The following is a 16,654-nucleotide window of genomic DNA, read 5'->3' as shown; positions in this document are numbered from 1 at the left end:
TCGTTCCGGATATCGGTTGTCGGGAGCCGGTTCGTTCGGTCATGTCGCCGGCCACCGTGGCAATGTCTTGTGATCTGGAACACTATGGGTGGAGGTGAGGGGAGAGAATGACTGCGAATGCACCGATGGATGACTCCGCGTGCACAGCGGGAACCGTCGAACTGAGCACCCGCGAACTCGCGAGCGCCGAGGGTCGGGTCCGGTGGGCGGAGGCGCTCGACGCCACCTTCTGCGAGATGGACATCGACTGGCCCCAGGACCGTCGCCCGTTCACCGCTCAGATCGTCGCGCGCCCCGTCGGAAGCCTCTCGGTGAGCGTGGTCCGCGCCGATCCGCACACCGTCGTCCGCACGCCGGCGATGATCGAATCCGATCCGGCCGACGACTATCTGCTGTGCCTCATCACCCAGGGCGCCGCCACGATCTCGCAGGGCGAACACACCGGACTGTTGCAACACGGCGCCTTCGGGATCATCGACGCCACAGCTCCTTTCGTCGTCAGCGGCGCCACCGAATTCGAGCAGATCGTTGTGCGTGCGCCTCGTGGACAACTGGCTGCGCGGGCGACGTACGACGTCATCGACGACGCGACGGGCCGGGCCATCGCGGTCGATTCCGGTATCGGACGACTCGTGTCGAGCTTCCTCGTCGACGTCGCGGCCCAGGTCCAAGGAATCTCCGTGTCGTCGTCCGGCACGGTGGCGAGCGCGGTGTTGGACATGGTCGCCGGCGCGGTGACCGAGCAGATCTCACACCGCACCGCGACCGACCGGATACATGCCGCCGACCTCCGCGCGGTCCAGAACGCGATGGCCGATCACCTGCACGATCCCGACCACACCATCGCGCTGGTGGCCGCCGAGGTCGGGATGTCGATGCGATACGTCCACAAGCTGTTCAGCACCACCGGCACGACACCGCGGGCCTGGCTGTACGCCCGACGGCTCGACCGGGCCCGCGCGCTTCTCGCGCAGACCGATCTCTGTGTCGCCGACATCTGCGCACAGGTCGGGTTCCGCGATGCGTCGCACTTCAGCCGCGCGTTCAGCCGCACGTTCGGAGTCAGCCCATCCCGCTATCGGGCCACCGCTCCCGAGCGGCATCGTCCCTAGGATGGTCCGTACGCGACCGCAGGAAGGCACCCATGACGATCAGTGACACCGACCGCAGTGCTCGATTCACCCACTCCAAGTCCATCCACATCGACGCCACACCCCAACAGGTGTGGGACCTGGTGACCGACATCGGTCGCACCGGTGAGTGGAGCCCGATCTGCAAGGCGTGCTGGTGGGCGGAACCGGCGACCGGTCCCGAGGTCGGTGCGTATTTCCATGGCCGCAACGAAACCCCCGAACGTGTGTGGGAGACCCGTTCCCGTGTCGTCGCCGCCGACGAACCCCGCGAGTTCGCGTGGATGGTGAACGAGAACGCGGTGCGCTGGTCGTACACGATCACGCCCGACGGCGACGGGACGACGCTCACCGAGTCCTGGGCCGTACAGCCCGCAGGGTTCGACCTGTTCGCCGAACGCTTCGGCGACGACGCATCGCATCAACTCGAACAGCGTCGCGACGCCGCGTTGGCGGGCATCCCGGCCACCCTCGCCGCCATCAGAGAGATCGCCGAGCGCGGCCCCTCCGCCCCCTGAGGTGCGAGGAGCGAAAGCGACGAGCCTCCGCCGCCCCCTGAGGTGCGAGGAGCGAAAGCGACGAGCCTCGAAGGGCCTGGCGACTATTCTCACCAAGCCCTTCGAGGCTCGCTTCGCTCGCACCTCAGGGAGCAGGGGCACCTCACTTCACCTCAGGGAGCAGAGGTCGCGGAGCAGGCCGCTACGAGCTGGCCACCCGCGAGTCCTGCTTGCCCCACGCCGGCGACTTCTCGATCGCGCCGATGATCTGGGGCCGGAGCTCGTCGGCCTGGATGACCGCGTCGACCGAGCCGACCTCGACGGCACGGCGGATGCTGTGCACCGAGTCGAACTCGGCGGCGATCTCACTGATCTTCTCCGCGCGCACCGACTGTCGGAGGTCGGCCAGTTCGGCGTTGAGCCGCGAGCGGTCCGGACCGGTGGCCTGTGCCGTCTCGGCCTCGAGTTCGCGCACCCGCGCGTCGGCACTCACCCGCTTGGCCACATCGCCGGCGAAGACGACCGCGGCCGCCGGCGCACCACCCAGCACGGAGGCGAACGAACCGTCGATCGCGAGCACGGTCATGTTGGGGTTCAAGGCCTTCGAGAACACCACGAACGCGCCGCCGTGGTAGCGCGAGATCACGCAGAACACGATGGGGCCTTCGAAGTTCACGATGGCACGGCCGATCTCCGCACCGTACTCCAGCTGCAGCTTGCGCAGCGACTCCGGCGATCCGTCGAACCCGGACAGGTTCGCCAGCACCACGAGTGGTCGGTTGCCGCTGGCCACGTTGATCGCGCGCGCCGCCTTCTTCGACGATTGCGGGAACAGCGTGCCGGCGGTGTAGGTGTCCGGACCGTCGGTCGGTGTGTAACCGCGGCGCGGCACCTCCCGTGACTCGATACCCAAGAGACACACCGGGATTCCGCCGATGTGCAGATCAGTCACCACCGCGGTCTCCGCGTCGGCCATGCCCGCCCAGCGCTCGAGCACCGGGTGATCCTGGTCGGCGACGGCGCGGATCACGGTGCGGATGTCGAACGGCTTCTTGCGATCCGGGTTGGAGGCCGCCGAGAAGATCTGCCCGACGGTGGTGAAATCGCTGCCCGCGAGGACGTGCGGGTAGTCGGAGATGTCACGGTCGACGGGGTCGCTCGTGATCGCGCGGCGCGGCGTCTGCTCGCCCGGCAGCACGTAGGTGTGCTCGTAGTGAGCCATCAGGAGGTCCCGTGCCGCACCGAGGTTCGGCGCCCAGTACTGCGCCTGGCCGTTGGGGCCCATGACGCGGTCGTAACCGCCGATGCCGAAGTTGTCCTCGGCCGACACACCTCCGGAGAAGTCCAGCGACTGCTTGCCGGTCAGCACCATCGCCGACTCCGGGGTCATCACCAGGATGCCCTTGGTGTGCATGAGCATCGTCGCCTCGGCGTTCCAGTACGGCTGCCCGCCCACGTTGATGCCGGCCACGACGATGTTGATCTCGCCGCCGTCCTGCGTGAACTCGACGATCCGCTTCAGCGCCCGGGCGATCCAGTCCATGTTCTCCGTACCGGAGTCCATGGAGATCCGCGCGCCCGACGAGAGTGCGTACCACTCGAGCGGGACCTGCATCTGCTCGGCGAGGTCGAGCGCCGCCACCAGCCGACTGCACTCCGGTTCCGCAAGCGCGCCCAGCGATTTCGTCGGATCGCCGAGCAGGACCACACGGGTCACGCCGCGCGGGTACTTCTCGGTGGGTGTGGTGACCACACCGGCGACGATCGCGGCCGAATTGCGACCCTTGGGGCGGTCGACCTGCACCAGTCGCTGCTCGGCGTCGAGGTCGTACTCGGTGAAATCGCCCAGGATGGCCGCCAATTCGTACGGGTAGACGGTGTTGCGCTTCGCCGCGCGCAGCACCTTCTGCCGGTATTCGTCGACCGGCTCGATGGGCTCGTCGCTCGGCTCGACGACCCGGACGTCGAATCCGCCGGTGGGGTTGCCCGAGAAATGCACCGAGACCTTGCTCAACTCACCGGTGTCGCGGTCGCGGCGGCGCGCGATGAGCTGGACCTCTTCGAGTCCGACGCCCTGCGTCGTGCCGCTGATGTGATCGGCGATCAGATCCAGGATGTCGGCGTCGACGTCGATCGGCGGCCACACGTACATGATGATCCGGTTGGCGCTCGACAGGTTGGTGGAGCCGCGCTGCGCACGCCGGATCGAGTCGACGCACGACGCGAGCGCGGCTTCGGCGGTCGGCAGCGTCAGCAATCGGCCGTCTTGCTCGCGCAAGGCGGTCAGGTCACGCACCTGGGCGAAGGCGACGAGTCGCCGGTCGGACGGGTTCTCCCGTGCGACACAACGGAAGAGGTACACCTCTTCGTCGTCCGACGAGGGCAGGCGGGTGAGGTCGAACTTGCGCAGACGCTCCATCTGCATCCGCTGTGCGATGTAGGGGTGCAGGCCCCGGATCAGACGTTCCTCGGCCATACCGGTGGCCGACGGCCGGAACGTGACGTGGTGGTGCATCCGGGCGTCGGCGCTGCCCGCGACCGTGATGGTGACGCGATGCACCTGCGGCGGAAGCGAACTCGTGGCGACGATGTCATGCAGCGTCCCGGCGAGGACGTCGAAGTCGTCGGGCTGCTGCTCCCAGGCGAGATAGATGTCCGCGTCGACGGCCGCGGTCTCGCGAGCGAGCTCGGCGAGTCCGCCGATGGCTGCGGGCAGCGCATCGAAACCGACTGCGGCCGAGGCGATGTTGCCTGCGTCGCGCTCGGCGACCACGAAGGTCGCGCCGCCGGCCTCACGAATCCGGATGTCCGAGAGGCCGCGATTGCCGTAGTAGCGCCGGGTCAGCACCTCGAGCATGACCGTGTTGTCGGCGTGCCGCTCGATGCGCTGGCCGAGCAGCCGGACGAGCGGCTCGGTGCTGCGCACCATGTCGTCGATGCGGCTCGTACGGTCGGCGGCGTCGGGATTCTCGTCGAGATACTTCAGCTGCTTGCGCACGTTGCTGTACACGCGTGCGCGGTCGCGCAGCAGCAGCGGCTGTCCGTACCAGGCGTAGATGACGCCGCGCGCGAGGTCGGAGACGGCCGGGAAGCGGACCTGGGTCGCGGCGACGAGGCGGTCGAGGGCGGTGCCCACCGCCTCGCGCAGTTCGTCTCGCGGGGTCGGCTCGTCGAGCCATTCGAGCAGCAACGCGCTGATCACCGAGGCGGAGTCGTTCGGGTTCTGCAGCGCGAGGAAGATCCGGAAGACGGCGGCTTCGAGCTCGGGGGTGCGCTCGAGTTCGGTGACGCCGTAGTGGCCGAGTGCGCGACCCAGCTGATCGTGGAACGCCGCGGGCAGTCCGTCGCGTTCGACGTCGAGACTCTGCAGGTAGGTGTGGAAGTTCTCCCGTGCGCTGTGTACGTGCTCGACGCCGACCTCGTGGCTCGACGGCCGGTTCTGGCTCAACTCGGCGAGGTCGGCGAACACCGTCACGAGTTCGAGTTCGTCGGCCAGCGGTCGACGTCCGCTGTCGATGGCGGCACGGCGGACGGACAGGTATTCGTCGAGCAGTCGTGTCCGGTGGTTCGGGTCCACGTCGTAGCCGAGCAGCTGGCTGCGGAGGTCCTCCTGGCTACGGGTGGTCCGCTCGGTCGGGTCGACCTGCGGCTCCTCCGGCAGTTCGAGGTCGACGGTCGCACCGACTTCCTCTTCGACCTCGTCTCCCTCATCGGCCAGCGGCTCCAGCCGCATCAGGGTGGCGCCGGTCTCGACCTGCGTGCCGACCGACACGGCGCACTCCTTGACGCGCGAGCGCACCGGGGCACGCAGCACGGTCTCCATCTTCATGCTCTCGAGCACCAGGATGGGAGCGCCGGCCTCGACCTCGTCGCCGGCCTGGATCGGTGTGGCGACGACGAGCGCGGGTGCGGGCGAGCGCACCACACCACCCTCGTCGCGACTGACGCGGTGGGTGACCCCGTCGACGTCGACGAGGTGGATCGGTCCATGGGTGTCGGTGAGCAGGCGGTAGCGGACCCGGTTCACCACGAGCTGCGCGGCGTGGTCGTCGAAACGCTCCAGGTCGACGTCGGCGGTGCGGGTCTCCCCCGGCGCCTCGATGACGACCCGGAAGCGATGAGCACCGATGGCGGCGACACGCACGCGGTAGGCGACGCCGCGCAGCTTGAGGTCGAGCGGGCGCCCGCTCTCGTGCTGCACCTGCGGGCGGCCACCGGAGGCCGTCGACATCAGGCGCTGCCGTTCGACGAGTTCCTCTTCCTCGTAGGCGTCGATCGCGGCGGCGATGAGAGCGATCGCCGAGTGCCGGTTGGCGACGAGGCCGCCCTCGGCGCGCACGCGGTCGATCCAGCCGGTGTCCGCGCTGCCGTCGATCACCTGCGGCTGATCCAACAACTCGAGCACGAAGCTCTTGTTGGTCGCGCCGCCGGCGATGATGACGCGGGTCTCGCGGATGGCCCGGCGCAGACGGCCGAGCGCCTCGTCGCGATCGCGGCCGTAGGCGATGATCTTGGCGATCATCGAGTCGAAGTCGGCGGGGATGGTGTCGCCCTCGCTCACACCGGTGTCGACGCGGATACCCGGTCCCGCGGGCAGCTCGAGCAGGTCGATGCGACCGGGTGCGGGCGCGAAGTCGCGGTCGGGATCCTCGGCGTTGAGGCGGGCTTCGATGGCGTGTCCGCGCTCGCTCGGTGCCGCACCCTCGAGCCGTCCGCCGGAGGCGACGTGCAGCTGCGCGCGCACCAGGTCGAAGCCGGTGGTCGCCTCGGTGATCGGGTGCTCCACCTGCAAACGGGTGTTGACCTCGAGGAACGCGAGGAGATTCTCGCCCGGGTGGTAGAGGAACTCGACGGTGGCCGCGCCCCGGTAACCCACGGCGACGGCGAGCCGCTCCGCCGAGGCCTTGAGCTCGGCGACCCGGTCCGCGGGGAGGACCGGCGACGCCGATTCTTCGATGATCTTCTGGTTGCGGCGCTGGACCGAGCAGTCACGCACGCCCAGCGCCCAGGCCGTGCCCTGACCGTCGGCGATGACCTGGACCTCGACGTGACGCGCGCCGGTCACGAGACGTTCCAGGAACACCACGCCGCTGCCGAAGGCGCGCTCGGCCTCCTCGCGGGTGCGGGTGTAGGCGTCGCGGAGATCGGCGTCGCTGGTGACCTTCCGGATGCCGCGGCCGCCACCGCCCGCGGTCGCCTTCAGCATCAACGGGTAGCCGATCTCGGCTGCCGCGGCCACCGCCTCGTCGAGGGTGTCCACACCGCCGCGGCTCCACGCCGCCACGGGGACGCCCACCTCTTCGGCGATCAGCTTGGCGCCGATCTTGTCGCCGAGCTTGCGCATCGCCTCGGCCGACGGCCCGACGAAGGTGACGCCGATCCGGTCGCACAGCTCCGCGAACAGCGGGTCCTCGGCCACGAAGCCCCAGCCGACCCACGCCGCGTCGGCACCGGTCTCGAGCAGCGCGTGCTCGAGCACCTTCATGTTCAGGTAGGGACGCGATGCCGCGGGCCCGAGGTCGTAGGCGACGTCCGCCTCGCGCACGAACGTGGCGTTTCGATCCACGTCGGTGTGCAGTGCGATGACCTCGATGGGTTGCCGGGTCTCCTCCGACAGGCCCCGAACGGCGTGGATGAGCCGCATCGCGGCTTCACCTCGGTTCACGATGGCGATACGAGAAAACAACACCGACTCCATTCACGTCGTCGTCGTGCGGCTGAAGGTCCGCAGGTACGGTACAGCGCGGCGACCCAGCTCAGTGGCGATCCGGGACGCGCGGGGTGGTTCGACGGTGTGATTCTTACGAGTCAAATCGCTACGCGCGAGTACGGCGCGTCGGAAGGTGGCCGGAAGCACCTGTTCCGGACGCCGGGAGAGCGGGTTTTCGCATGCTCCCTACGAGGAGCCCCGCTGGGGAGCCGGGATGCCGTGATGCAGTTCCGCGACGTCGGGATGAGCACGCGTACGCGACTTCCAGGCGTTCTCGCCGTAGGTGGCGAAGATGGGGTTGTCGGGATCGGTCTCGACGCCGCGCGACCGGCGCGCGAGGTCGGGCGGCAGGTCGATGATCGGAACCACCGCGTCCAGGGCCGGATTGAGAAAGAACGGGATGGACACGCGATCGGTGCCGGGCGCGGGGGCCTGGACCCGATGCCGGGTGGCCCGCAGGTAACCGCCGGTGGCGACCTCCAGCAGCTCCCCGATGTTGACGATGAATGCGCCATCCATCGGCGGCACGTCCACCCACTGTCCAGGCGTCAGCTCCACCTGGAGGCCCGCCGAGTCGGGCTCGACCAGCAGGAGAGTCAACACGCCCGAATCCTTGTGTGCGCCGACCCCCTGGCTTCTGTTCGCGGTGCCGGGATACCGCACCACCTTCATCAAGGTCGCGGGCAGATGCGCGAAGGCATCGTCGAACACCGTCGGTTCGGCCCCCAGCGACGACGCCCAGTGACGCAGCAGCCGAAGACCCACAGCCGACAGAGCGGCACTCCAGTCGTCGAAGACCTCCCGGAATCTCGGGATCGACGTGGGCCACAGATTGGGGCCCTGCAGATGCCAATACCCCTGCGCTCCATCGATGACGGCGCGCTCCGGGCCGATATCGATCTGCTCACGCCAGTCGACCTGCCCGTTTGTCAGCTCGCCACCGAGCCGTGAATAGCCGCGAAACTGCGCGCTCTGCAATTGACTGATCTCGTTCTTGTCGGCGTCGGGCAGAGCGAAGAACTCACGCGCCGTCGACAGAACCTCCGCCTGACGGTCGACGCCGACGCCATGCCCGACCAGATAGAAGAAGCCCGAGGTGTGCGCAGCCTCGCGCAGTGCCACCGCGAATTCCTCCGGCGCGTCGTCGGCCGTGGACAGATCAACCACCGGCACAGTCATGACGCCATCCTCACTCCTGTCGGCGGCCGAGGCCACCCGAGTTCACGGTCGGGGCCGAGAAGCGGCGTCGATGACGTCGTCGAGCACGGCCCGAGAGTTTCGCAGCTCACGTATCGCGTCGTCGATACGAGCCCGTTCGGCGGCGAGGCGTTCGACCAACTCGGGCGTCGCAGTATCGGAAGGACCACCGTCGGAGTCGCGCATGCACGGCAGCAGTGCTGACATCGTCTGGCTGCCGAGTCCGGCGGCGTAGAGCTCCTGGATGTGGAAGACACGGTCCACCGCGGCCTCTGTGTACTCACGTTGCCCTCCGGCCGACCGGTTGGAAGCCAGCAGACCACGCTGCTCGTAGTAGCGCAGCGACCGCTCGCTCACCCCTGTTCGTCGTGACAGCTCCCCGATCCGCATGGCTCCGTTTTACGCAACCGGCCAGGCGCGGCCCGCCGTTCCGGTGGGGACCGTCGGCCGGATCGCGCTTGACCCTGACATGCGTGTCAGGTCTTACGGTCGGCGCCATGACGAACCCGACTCCCGCGCCGCCTTACGAGTACTGCCCCATCGTCGACCGCGACCCGATCAGTTGGCCCGACGGCAAGAAGGTCGCCGTCTACATCGGTCTGAACGTCGAACACTTCTACTTCGGCCGCCCGTCGACGAGCATCTGGCCGGGTACCACCGAACTGACCCCGGATCCGCTGAACCACGGATGGCGCGATTATGGCCCGCGCGTCGGGATCTGGCGCACCATCGAGTGTCTCGACCGGCACGGTGTCCGACCGAGTGTCCTGCTCAACTCCTCCGTCGTGGATGCCCACCCACAGATCGTCGTGCCGGCGTAGAACGTGATTGGACGTGGCTTGCACACGGACGCAGCAACTCTGAACTCCACACCGACCTCACCGTCGACGAGGAGCGTCGAGCACTCGCCGAGATCACCGACACCATCCGTTCCGCGACCGGCCGCTCGCCGCGGGGGTGGATGGGACCCGGCCTGACCGAGACGCACCGGACGCCGGAGTTGCTCGCCGAGCTCGATTACTCCTATGTACTGGACTGGACACACGACGACCAGCCATTCCCGTTGACGGTTCCCGAGATGTACAGCGTCCCTTCCTCGGTCGAACTCAACGACCTACTGTTGTTCGGTCATGGTCTCACCGGGCCGGACTTCCTGCAGATGATCATCGACAGCTACGAGCAGCTCCGCGCGGACTCCGCGACGAGTGGCCGGGTACTGCCGATCGCCCTGCATCCGTTTGTGATCGGCCAACCGTTCCGCCACCGGTACCTCGATGAGGCGCTCGCATATCTCACCGCCCAACCCGACGCCTGGCTCACGACGACCGATGACATCGTCGATGTGTATCGCGCACAGGCCTGACGGCCGACGCCGGTCCCGCACATGGCCCATTGCCGAGCGAGGGTGGCGGCTGGTCCGCACGAACCGGCGACCGTGCGCGACGCGCCTACGCCGACTCCGCCGCCAGTGCACGCACCTGTGCCACCGAGTCCCAATCGACCGCAGCGGCGCAGTTCCGCCGCAGCAACGCGAGGATGAGGGTGTTGACCGTCTCGTTGTCGGGGAGCACGTCGATCGCGGCCAGGGTGATGTACAGGCCGCTGAGCAGCTGCACGCGGTAGTCCCTCAGCGCTGTCGCCTCGTCGTAGCCGGTCGACTTCTGCGCGAAGGTCTCCGCGTAGTGGGTGATCAGCCGGCGCTCGTGCGCTCGACGATCCTCGACGTCGACACTGCCCGACATGAAGTACCCGACGTCGTACATGGGATTGCGGAGGCCGGTGACCTGCCAGTCGATCAAGACCGCGCGTCGGACGTCTCCGACCGACTCGAACAACACGTTGTCCACGCGGGGATCACCATGGGTGAAGGTGAGGTGCTCCTGCGGGAGCAGGTGCCACACCCGGACGAGCTCGATCGCCTGACGGATCGCCTCGAGATGGTCGTCGGGAAGGTCATCGGCGAACCGGGTGAGTGCCTGCCCCGCCCCGCGTTCGGCCGCGTCGGACCAGTAGTCGCAGACGTCGCTCAGCCGGATCATCCATGCCGGCGCGGTGGCGGTGTCCATCGGATGGAACTCCGAGTGCACATTCGCGAGTTCGGCCAGCACCGCTGTCGCGTCCTCGACGGTCGCGCCCTGAACCTGGTTTCCCGCAACGGCACTCGTACTCAGGTCCTCCATCACCAGATTGATCGTGCTCTCGTCTCCGGCCACCCAGTACTTCAAGGGGATCCGGCAGGCGTTCCGCGCGGAGATGTCGACATACGCGCCGATCTCGCGATGGTATGCACCACTGCGCAATCCGTGCGCGTGTACATCAGGGTCACGGGGTTTCAGCTTGACCACGACCGCATCGGGCGCTCCGGGAGACGTCCTGGCATAGGCGACACTCACCCGTACGGTGTCGCTGACATTGCCCGCGCCGATCGGCTCGATCGTGATCGCCGCGATCGATGTGTCGTGGCCGGCGTGGCAGAGGACTTCCTCCATCCAGGCTGCGGTGATGTCGTCGGTGGTGTCGATGAGCTTCGGCGTTGTCAGCGTCATGACCAGGATCCTTCGAGGTAGTCGGGATTCCACACATCGGTGATGACACCGTCGTGGACTTTGAAGATCTCGATGCCGCAGAGACGCTCGCCCGTCGTGAGACGTTCGGCGTTCCAGGTGAGGGACGCGAACATCTCGTCGCCGACGAGTGTGACCACGGTGAACTTCGGCTGATGCGCGGCGAGGTCGGCGACGATGCGCTCTCGTTGCTCGCGTCGGCTGAGTGACCGGATACTGCCCGCCCCGTGGCGTGTCATCGGGTCGCCGCAGATCTCGTCGACCAGGTCGATCTGCTCGTCGTTGTACAGTTCGTAGACGTAGCGTTCGACGAGTCGTACTGCGCCAGTGCTCATGTGATGACTTTCTGATGGATTCTGTCGGTCAACTGCCGAGAGCGACGAATTCGGAGACCGTGCTGTCGAGCTCGGTGGGTGTCGCGCCGTGCATGATCACGCCGTCGACCCCCAGGTCGAACTGCGCCCGCACTCTCTCTGCGCAATGCCGTGGCGTCCCCATGGCCGCGCAGTCGAGCCACTCGGCGGGGATCACGTCGCGGAGACGTTCGAACGTGGCGGTGTCCCCGACGGCATCGGCCCATCCCGGTAGCTCGCGCACCACCTCGGACTCCCGGAACCTGTTCAGCGCGGCTACATCCCACCGGTTGGTCGACACCAGAAGATCCCCGTAGACCTGGAGGTAGGTGGCGATCCGGCCGACCGTCTTCTTCAGGATGACCTGTTCGTCGAGCTCGTCGGTGACGGTGGCATAGCACGACCACACCTCGACCGAGTCGGGGTCGCGTCCGGCCGCGGCCGCGGCGTCCTTGACGGTGCGTACGACCCTGGCCGTGGTCTCGTCGGAGAAGAACGTATGCAGCACGACGAGGTCGTAGGCGCGACCGGCCATGGCGAGGGTCTCGGGCCCGAAGGCCGTGGTGGCCAGCTTGATGTCCTCGTCGAAACCGGGGTCGAGTTTGATCGCCGGGAACCTGCCGAGCGCCCCGTCGTAATCGGTCACGGTCTCACCACGCCACAGTCTGCGCATCAGATGAGCGAACTCTTCGAGTTGTGCGGTGGTCGTGTGCGCGAGTCCGAGCCCAGCGATCTGGGGGCGCAGACCGCGGCCGACGCCGAGGGTGAAGCGGCCACGGGTGAGGCGATGCATGGTGGTCGCGAAGGCCGCGGTGATCGCCGGGTGGCGGGTGTTGATGTTGGTTGCCGCGGTGGTGATCCCGATGCGATCGGTGACGGCTCCGGCCGCCCCGGACAGGGCACACGCCTCTTTGACGTTGAGCCGTTCGGAGATGAATGCCTGCCCGAGGCCGAGACGCTCAGCGTGCGCGAGCTCGCCCAACATCTCTCGGGGGTCGTCGACGTGCCCGCCGAGCGTGTAGAAGCCCAGTCGGTCGGTTCCGATCGAGGACGCGGCGACCTGCGGTCGACCTTCTCGGACGGCGGTGTCAGACATGAACTGCCCCTTGCCCGCTCAGTGCGGCGATCCGCGCGAGCGCATCGTGGTCGCGGGCGTGCGCCAGCGAGTTGGCCACCATGGCCGTGAACAGCTCGTCACCCCGCTCGGATCGCGCGACGAGCATCGCGGCGGCGACACCGATCACCAGGTTCTGGAAGGTGCCGACCGGGTAGTCCCGCATCAGTTCGGCCAGTGAGTAATCCGTGACCCCGTGCGCGAGGAGCCCTCGGTGGTAGTGCTCGAGGAGCTCGGCTTCGGATGCCCGACGGGTCTCCGGGTCCAGCGCTCCGCCGATGAAGTAGGCGACATCGACGACCCCGGGCGCGAAGATGACCGTCTGCCAGTCGAGAACGGCGAGGGGTACGTCGCCGCCACCCGCGTCGAAGAGGACGTTGTCCGGCCGGTAGTCGCCGTGCTGGATGGTGAACGGCATCGTACGCAGTGCGGTGTAGTAGTCGGCGATGCGCTCGGTGAACGCCGTTCCGAGTTCGATGTCGGCCGCGGACAACCGGGTTCGGTACCGGTCCACGAAACCGGCCCACCATTCGGGCATCATCTCGGTGAAGCGGGCCCAGTAGGTGTCGGAGATGTCGAGCCAGGGCGTACCGGCGAGTTGCGCCGATCCCCAGTAGGGCCCGTGGATGCCCGCGGCCTGCTCCACCGCGAGTCGCACCTCGCCGACAGTGCACCCGGCCAGCTGGTTACCCGGCCGGGCCGGCGTCAGGTCCTCCAGGACAAGTGCGAATTCAGTGTTGTTGGAGTCGATCTCAGCGTGATGGCAACGCGGGACGCGCACCTGCAGGTTGGGTGCGATGTCTTGATAGAACCGCACCTCGCGCAGGTAGTTCAGCTCACTGCGACCGGCCGCGCGGCTCTGTTCCTTGTCGGAGGTGACCTTGATGACGAACGACGACGGGGCTGACGTGGGTGCGGAGTAGCTCACGGTCGTCCGGATGCTGTCCGCGACCTGTCCGGTTCCGATGGGGCTGGTGGCGAACTCGGTGATCGCCACCGTGCCGTCCTTCGTCCCGGTGGTGGTGAGCACGGTGTCGAGCCAGGTGGGACAGATATCAGAGGCGTGCATCGCTCTCCTCGGGTGCGCACGGGTGGAGCGGCCGGCCCCGAGGGGATTGGCTCTCTCGGGGCCGGCCGAGTCGAATAGCGAGATGGGACTTCAGATGAGGGTGACGGTGCCCGCGGTCCCGTCGACTTCGACGGTCGCGCCGTCGGTGATGCGTCGAGTCGCCTCGGTGGCCGACACCACGCACGGGATGCCGAGTTCGCGGCTCACGATCGCGGCGTGCGAGAAGGGTGCGCCCACGTCCACGACGACCGCGGCTGCGGTGACGAACAGCGGCGTCCACGACGGGTCGGTGATCGGCGCGATGAGAATGTCACCCGGTTCGAGTGCCGACGGGTCCGAGGCCTCGGTCAGCACCCGCGCCCGGCCGCGTGCGACACCGCCGCATGCGGGAACTCCGGTGATGGTGTCACCGGCGGATGCGGCGGCGACGGTCGACTCCGAGCGCAGCGGCCACTCGGAGATCGGCGCAGGGGTGCCGTCGACGACGAACGGCGGCGTGCGGTCGAACAGGTCCAGGTACCCCTTCTCGCGTTCGACGAGAGCGTCGCGGTACGACGCCGGATCGTCGAGGAACCCCGCCAGCTCGTCGGCGAAGAGCATGAAGATCTGACGCGGCGAGTCGATCGCACCCCGGTCCGCGAAGCGACGGCCGAGTTCGAGTGCGGGCAAGCGCAATTCGTGGATCAGCATCGCGGCCGTGGTGCGGCCGCGTTCCCGGCCGCGCATCCACAGAGCCGACGCATTGAGCACCGCCTCGAATTGACCTGCGGTCTCGGCGTCGCCGGCGAGCATCTCACGGATCGCCGCCGCGGCGGCGTCGCGCTGGGCGGCTCGCTGCGCCGACTTGGCCTCCGGCGCTTCCCCATCCGGAACGTCGCGCATCGTCTCGATGGTCGCCAGGGCGAGGTCGGGGTCGACACCCCACGTGATCGCGCGGATCTCCCACTCGGCAGGTCCACGGAAGTCCCAGTCGGCGAGGAACGCATCCAACTGCGCGGCGAACGCGCCGACCGCCTGCGACTCCGAGGCCTTGAGCTTGGCGTAGAGCCCCTTGGTGCCGGCATCGAACAGCGCTGAGACATCGGGATGCTGCGCCTGACGGCTCAATTCCCACATCCGCAGCGAGGGGCCTGCGGAGTCGACGTTGCCCAGCCCGGCCACCAGGGTGAGTGCCTGCTCCGGTTTGCCGACCGCCTCGGCGAGCTGCGCGATGGCACCGAGTCCGACGCCGCACTTCAGGCTGGCCTCGATGTGATGTTTGAAGAGCCGGCGGAGCAGGGTCTCGAACGAGTTCATCCGCTCGACGAGCTCACTGTCCGACAACTGGGTCAGATCAGGCCGACTGCGACGGATCTCGTCGACCTCGACGCGATCGGTGTCGTAGGCGGCGAGGTCGGTGGCGCCGAGGACCTGCTCATTGAGCCAGGCACCGGCTTTCGCCTCGTACTCGGCGTTTTCGTCGAAGTCGCGTTTCTCGCTCTCGTAACTCGGGATGCCGGGCATGTCCCCGAAGTACTGCAGGTCGACGGCCTCGGCACTCATGCCGGGCACCCGCACGCCGAACAGCCGCATCAACGACATGTTGATGTAGAGGTAGCTGCCGAACGCCGGGAGGATGTTGAACGCCACCGCGTCGTCGTAGAGGTCGTCGTCCCATACGCCGCATGCCACGAACGCGTCGCGCCATCCGGGTTCCAGCGTGTGCTGGAACCCGAGGGAGGCGTTCAGCGGGGTGATCGGGTCCGGGAAGATCTCGCCGACGTTGGCGCGAGAGTACAGCGGGAAAAGTTTCGAGGTCTCGTTCGAGATCGGCCAGGCGGTCATGTCCGGGCGTCCTTCCAGTTGGTCATGAGCGAGCGGCCGAGTCCCTCGGCCCGCTTCTGCATCTCGCAACCACACATCGGTGGTTAGCGAACGCTGCGTCACATTATTCTGTGATCCCACTCACGTTGTCAACCACTCGGGTCGCAGGATCTCTGTTCTGTCCACGCTCTTTACCTCCGCCACGCGAGTGCGGCTGGACAGATATGTGATGAGTGAGTCACTATTCATCCAGGCGGCGCGGTACTGGACGGGCTGCCGAAAGGAGAGTTCGGATGCGTGTGCTGGTCACCAACGACGACGGTTACGACGCCGATGGGTTGATCGCGGTGGCCACCGCGCTGATCTCCGCCGACCACGACGTGGTCGTCGGCGCGCCGAGCTCCGAGCGGAGCGGGAGCGGGAGTTCTCTCGGCACGATCGAGGACGGTGCGCTGATCACCACGACCGAGCACCGTATCCCCGACCTCGGCGACACCCCGGTCTTCGCTCTCGACTGTCCGCCGGCGCTGACCGTGGTGGCGTTCTGCGCCGGAGCCTTCGGGCCGCCGCCCGAACTCGTCGTCAGCGGGATCAACGAGGGCCACAACACCGGGCGGTCGATCCTGTTCTCGAGCACCGTGGGCGCAGTGCTGGCCGCGCGCGTGGCCGGAGTCAGCGGTATCGCGGTCAGCTGCGGGTTCGCCCCAGACCACCGCTACGACACCGCGGCAGCGGTGGCCGAGCGCGTCGTCGGATGGATGTCCGACTCCCCCACCACCCCGATGACATTGAACGTCAACGTCCCCGACGTCGACTTCCCCGATCTGCGCGGTATCCGGGTGACACCTCTGGCGAACCGGAGCATGTTCACCTTGCGGTTGTCCCGTACCGAGGGTGGCCTGCTGATCAATCGCGACGAGCGGCGCGGCGGCCGGTTCCGCGAGGGAACCGACAGTGCGGCGGTCGCGGACGGGTACGTCTCGGTGTCCGGGTTGAGCGGAGTCGACGCGGACAACGACTCCCTGGCGGACGCCGATACCGCACTGCGACAGGCGATGTCACGGGACGACGTGTTCGGGCTGGCGCAACTGCGCTGACTCCGGTGGTGGCCTCGACGGGCGCGGCGGCCTCGCTGCGCTCGGTCGACGCTGCTCGACCAGCGGGGGGTGCGACCATTCCCGCTGGTTGAGCCGTGTCGAAGACACCTGGTGACCCGT

The 16,654-nt window shown here is 67.7% G+C and carries 11 protein-coding genes and 1 pseudogene; 4 read left to right on the top strand and 8 right to left on the bottom strand.

Annotated features, from left to right (window positions below):
- The first annotated feature begins 107 nt into the window (after window positions 1-107).
- Window positions 108-1,112 (top strand): AraC family transcriptional regulator, encoded by a 1,005-nt coding sequence (locus AB4Z55_RS06175; protein WP_004022319.1) that lies wholly within the window; start codon window positions 108-110, stop codon window positions 1,110-1,112.
- Window positions 1,113-1,144: 32 nt separating this feature from the next.
- Complete coding sequence (locus AB4Z55_RS06170) at window positions 1,145-1,648, top strand: SRPBCC family protein (RefSeq protein WP_354561241.1); 504 nt, start codon at window positions 1,145-1,147, stop codon at window positions 1,646-1,648.
- A gap of 181 nt (window positions 1,649-1,829) precedes the next feature.
- Here the strand turns inward: AB4Z55_RS06170 and AB4Z55_RS06165 are convergent, their stop codons facing one another.
- The 3 genes from AB4Z55_RS06165 to AB4Z55_RS06155 form a co-directional block, all read right to left on the bottom strand.
- Window positions 1,830-7,325 (bottom strand): carboxyl transferase domain-containing protein, encoded by a 5,496-nt coding sequence (locus AB4Z55_RS06165; RefSeq protein WP_369519385.1) that lies wholly within the window; start codon window positions 7,323-7,325, stop codon window positions 1,830-1,832.
- Between the two features lie 198 nt (window positions 7,326-7,523).
- A complete protein-coding gene (locus AB4Z55_RS06160) occupies window positions 7,524-8,516 on the bottom strand; it encodes an isopenicillin N synthase family oxygenase (RefSeq protein WP_239401399.1) in 993 nt (330 codons plus the stop codon).
- Window positions 8,517-8,558: 42 nt separating this feature from the next.
- Window positions 8,559-8,924 carry a MerR family transcriptional regulator gene (locus tag AB4Z55_RS06155; protein WP_004022323.1) on the bottom strand — a complete coding sequence of 122 codons (366 nt, stop codon included), beginning with the start codon at window positions 8,922-8,924 and terminating at the stop codon, window positions 8,559-8,561.
- Between the two features lie 107 nt (window positions 8,925-9,031).
- Between AB4Z55_RS06155 and AB4Z55_RS06150 the strand changes: the two are divergent.
- Window positions 9,032-9,897: pseudogene (locus AB4Z55_RS06150) on the top strand (polysaccharide deacetylase family protein).
- An 85-nt stretch (window positions 9,898-9,982) separates the two neighbouring features.
- Here the strand turns inward: AB4Z55_RS06150 and AB4Z55_RS06145 are convergent.
- The 5 genes from AB4Z55_RS06145 to AB4Z55_RS06125 all read right to left on the bottom strand — a co-directional run bounded on the left by AB4Z55_RS06145 (window position 9,983) and on the right by AB4Z55_RS06125 (window position 15,458).
- Window positions 9,983-11,080 (bottom strand): aminoglycoside phosphotransferase family protein, encoded by a 1,098-nt coding sequence (locus tag AB4Z55_RS06145; protein ID WP_369519384.1) that lies wholly within the window; start codon window positions 11,078-11,080, stop codon window positions 9,983-9,985.
- Complete coding sequence (locus tag AB4Z55_RS06140) at window positions 11,077-11,433, bottom strand: hypothetical protein (RefSeq protein ID WP_238418845.1); 357 nt, start codon at window positions 11,431-11,433, stop codon at window positions 11,077-11,079. Before AB4Z55_RS06140 ends, AB4Z55_RS06145 begins: the two co-directional genes overlap by 4 nt.
- Window positions 11,434-11,461: 28 nt before the next feature.
- Complete coding sequence (locus tag AB4Z55_RS06135; RefSeq protein WP_239401395.1) at window positions 11,462-12,547, bottom strand: TIGR03857 family LLM class F420-dependent oxidoreductase; 1,086 nt, start codon at window positions 12,545-12,547, stop codon at window positions 11,462-11,464.
- Window positions 12,540-13,634: an ecdysteroid 22-kinase family protein gene (locus AB4Z55_RS06130; RefSeq protein WP_239401393.1), complete on the bottom strand. Its 1,095-nt coding sequence runs from the start codon at window positions 13,632-13,634 to the stop codon at window positions 12,540-12,542. The genes AB4Z55_RS06135 and AB4Z55_RS06130 overlap by 8 nt, the downstream gene beginning before the upstream one ends.
- 90 nt (window positions 13,635-13,724) lie before the next feature.
- Window positions 13,725-15,458, bottom strand: a complete 1,734-nt coding sequence (locus AB4Z55_RS06125; RefSeq protein ID WP_369519383.1) for a PEP-utilizing enzyme — start codon at window positions 15,456-15,458, stop codon at window positions 13,725-13,727.
- Between the two features lie 272 nt (window positions 15,459-15,730).
- Here AB4Z55_RS06125 and surE point away from each other — a divergent pair, with 272 nt between their 5' ends.
- Window positions 15,731-16,534, top strand: coding sequence for a 5'/3'-nucleotidase SurE (gene surE, locus AB4Z55_RS06120; RefSeq protein ID WP_239401389.1), 804 nt, complete (start codon window positions 15,731-15,733; stop codon window positions 16,532-16,534).
- Window positions 16,535-16,654 lie beyond the last annotated feature (120 nt).

Origin of the sequence: Gordonia sp. ABKF26 (assembly GCF_041103195.1) — a bacterium.
GTDB lineage: Bacteria > Actinomycetota > Actinomycetes > Mycobacteriales > Mycobacteriaceae > Gordonia > Gordonia terrae.
Note: the sequence above shows the minus strand (reverse complement) of the source record. Positions and strands in the feature narration are given on the sequence as shown.

Excerpts from the sequence above, each read along its gene's own strand:
- AB4Z55_RS06175 (WP_004022319.1), top strand. The coding sequence starts at position 108 with ATGACTGCGAATGCACCGATGGATGACTCCGCGTGCACAGCGGGAACC.
- AB4Z55_RS06170 (WP_354561241.1), top strand. The coding sequence starts at position 1,145 with ATGACGATCAGTGACACCGACCGCAGTGCTCGATTCACCCACTCCAAG.
- AB4Z55_RS06165 (WP_369519385.1), bottom strand. The coding sequence starts at position 7,325 with ATGGAGTCGGTGTTGTTTTCTCGTATCGCCATCGTGAACCGAGGTGAA.
- AB4Z55_RS06160 (WP_239401399.1), bottom strand. The coding sequence starts at position 8,516 with ATGACTGTGCCGGTGGTTGATCTGTCCACGGCCGACGACGCGCCGGAG.
- AB4Z55_RS06155 (WP_004022323.1), bottom strand. The coding sequence starts at position 8,924 with ATGCGGATCGGGGAGCTGTCACGACGAACAGGGGTGAGCGAGCGGTCG.
- AB4Z55_RS06145 (WP_369519384.1), bottom strand. The coding sequence starts at position 11,080 with ATGACGCTGACAACGCCGAAGCTCATCGACACCACCGACGACATCACC.
- AB4Z55_RS06140 (WP_238418845.1), bottom strand. The coding sequence starts at position 11,433 with ATGAGCACTGGCGCAGTACGACTCGTCGAACGCTACGTCTACGAACTG.
- AB4Z55_RS06135 (WP_239401395.1), bottom strand. The coding sequence starts at position 12,547 with ATGTCTGACACCGCCGTCCGAGAAGGTCGACCGCAGGTCGCCGCGTCC.
- AB4Z55_RS06130 (WP_239401393.1), bottom strand. The coding sequence starts at position 13,634 with ATGCACGCCTCTGATATCTGTCCCACCTGGCTCGACACCGTGCTCACC.
- AB4Z55_RS06125 (WP_369519383.1), bottom strand. The coding sequence starts at position 15,458 with ATGACCGCCTGGCCGATCTCGAACGAGACCTCGAAACTTTTCCCGCTG.
- surE (WP_239401389.1), top strand. The coding sequence starts at position 15,731 with ATGCGTGTGCTGGTCACCAACGACGACGGTTACGACGCCGATGGGTTG.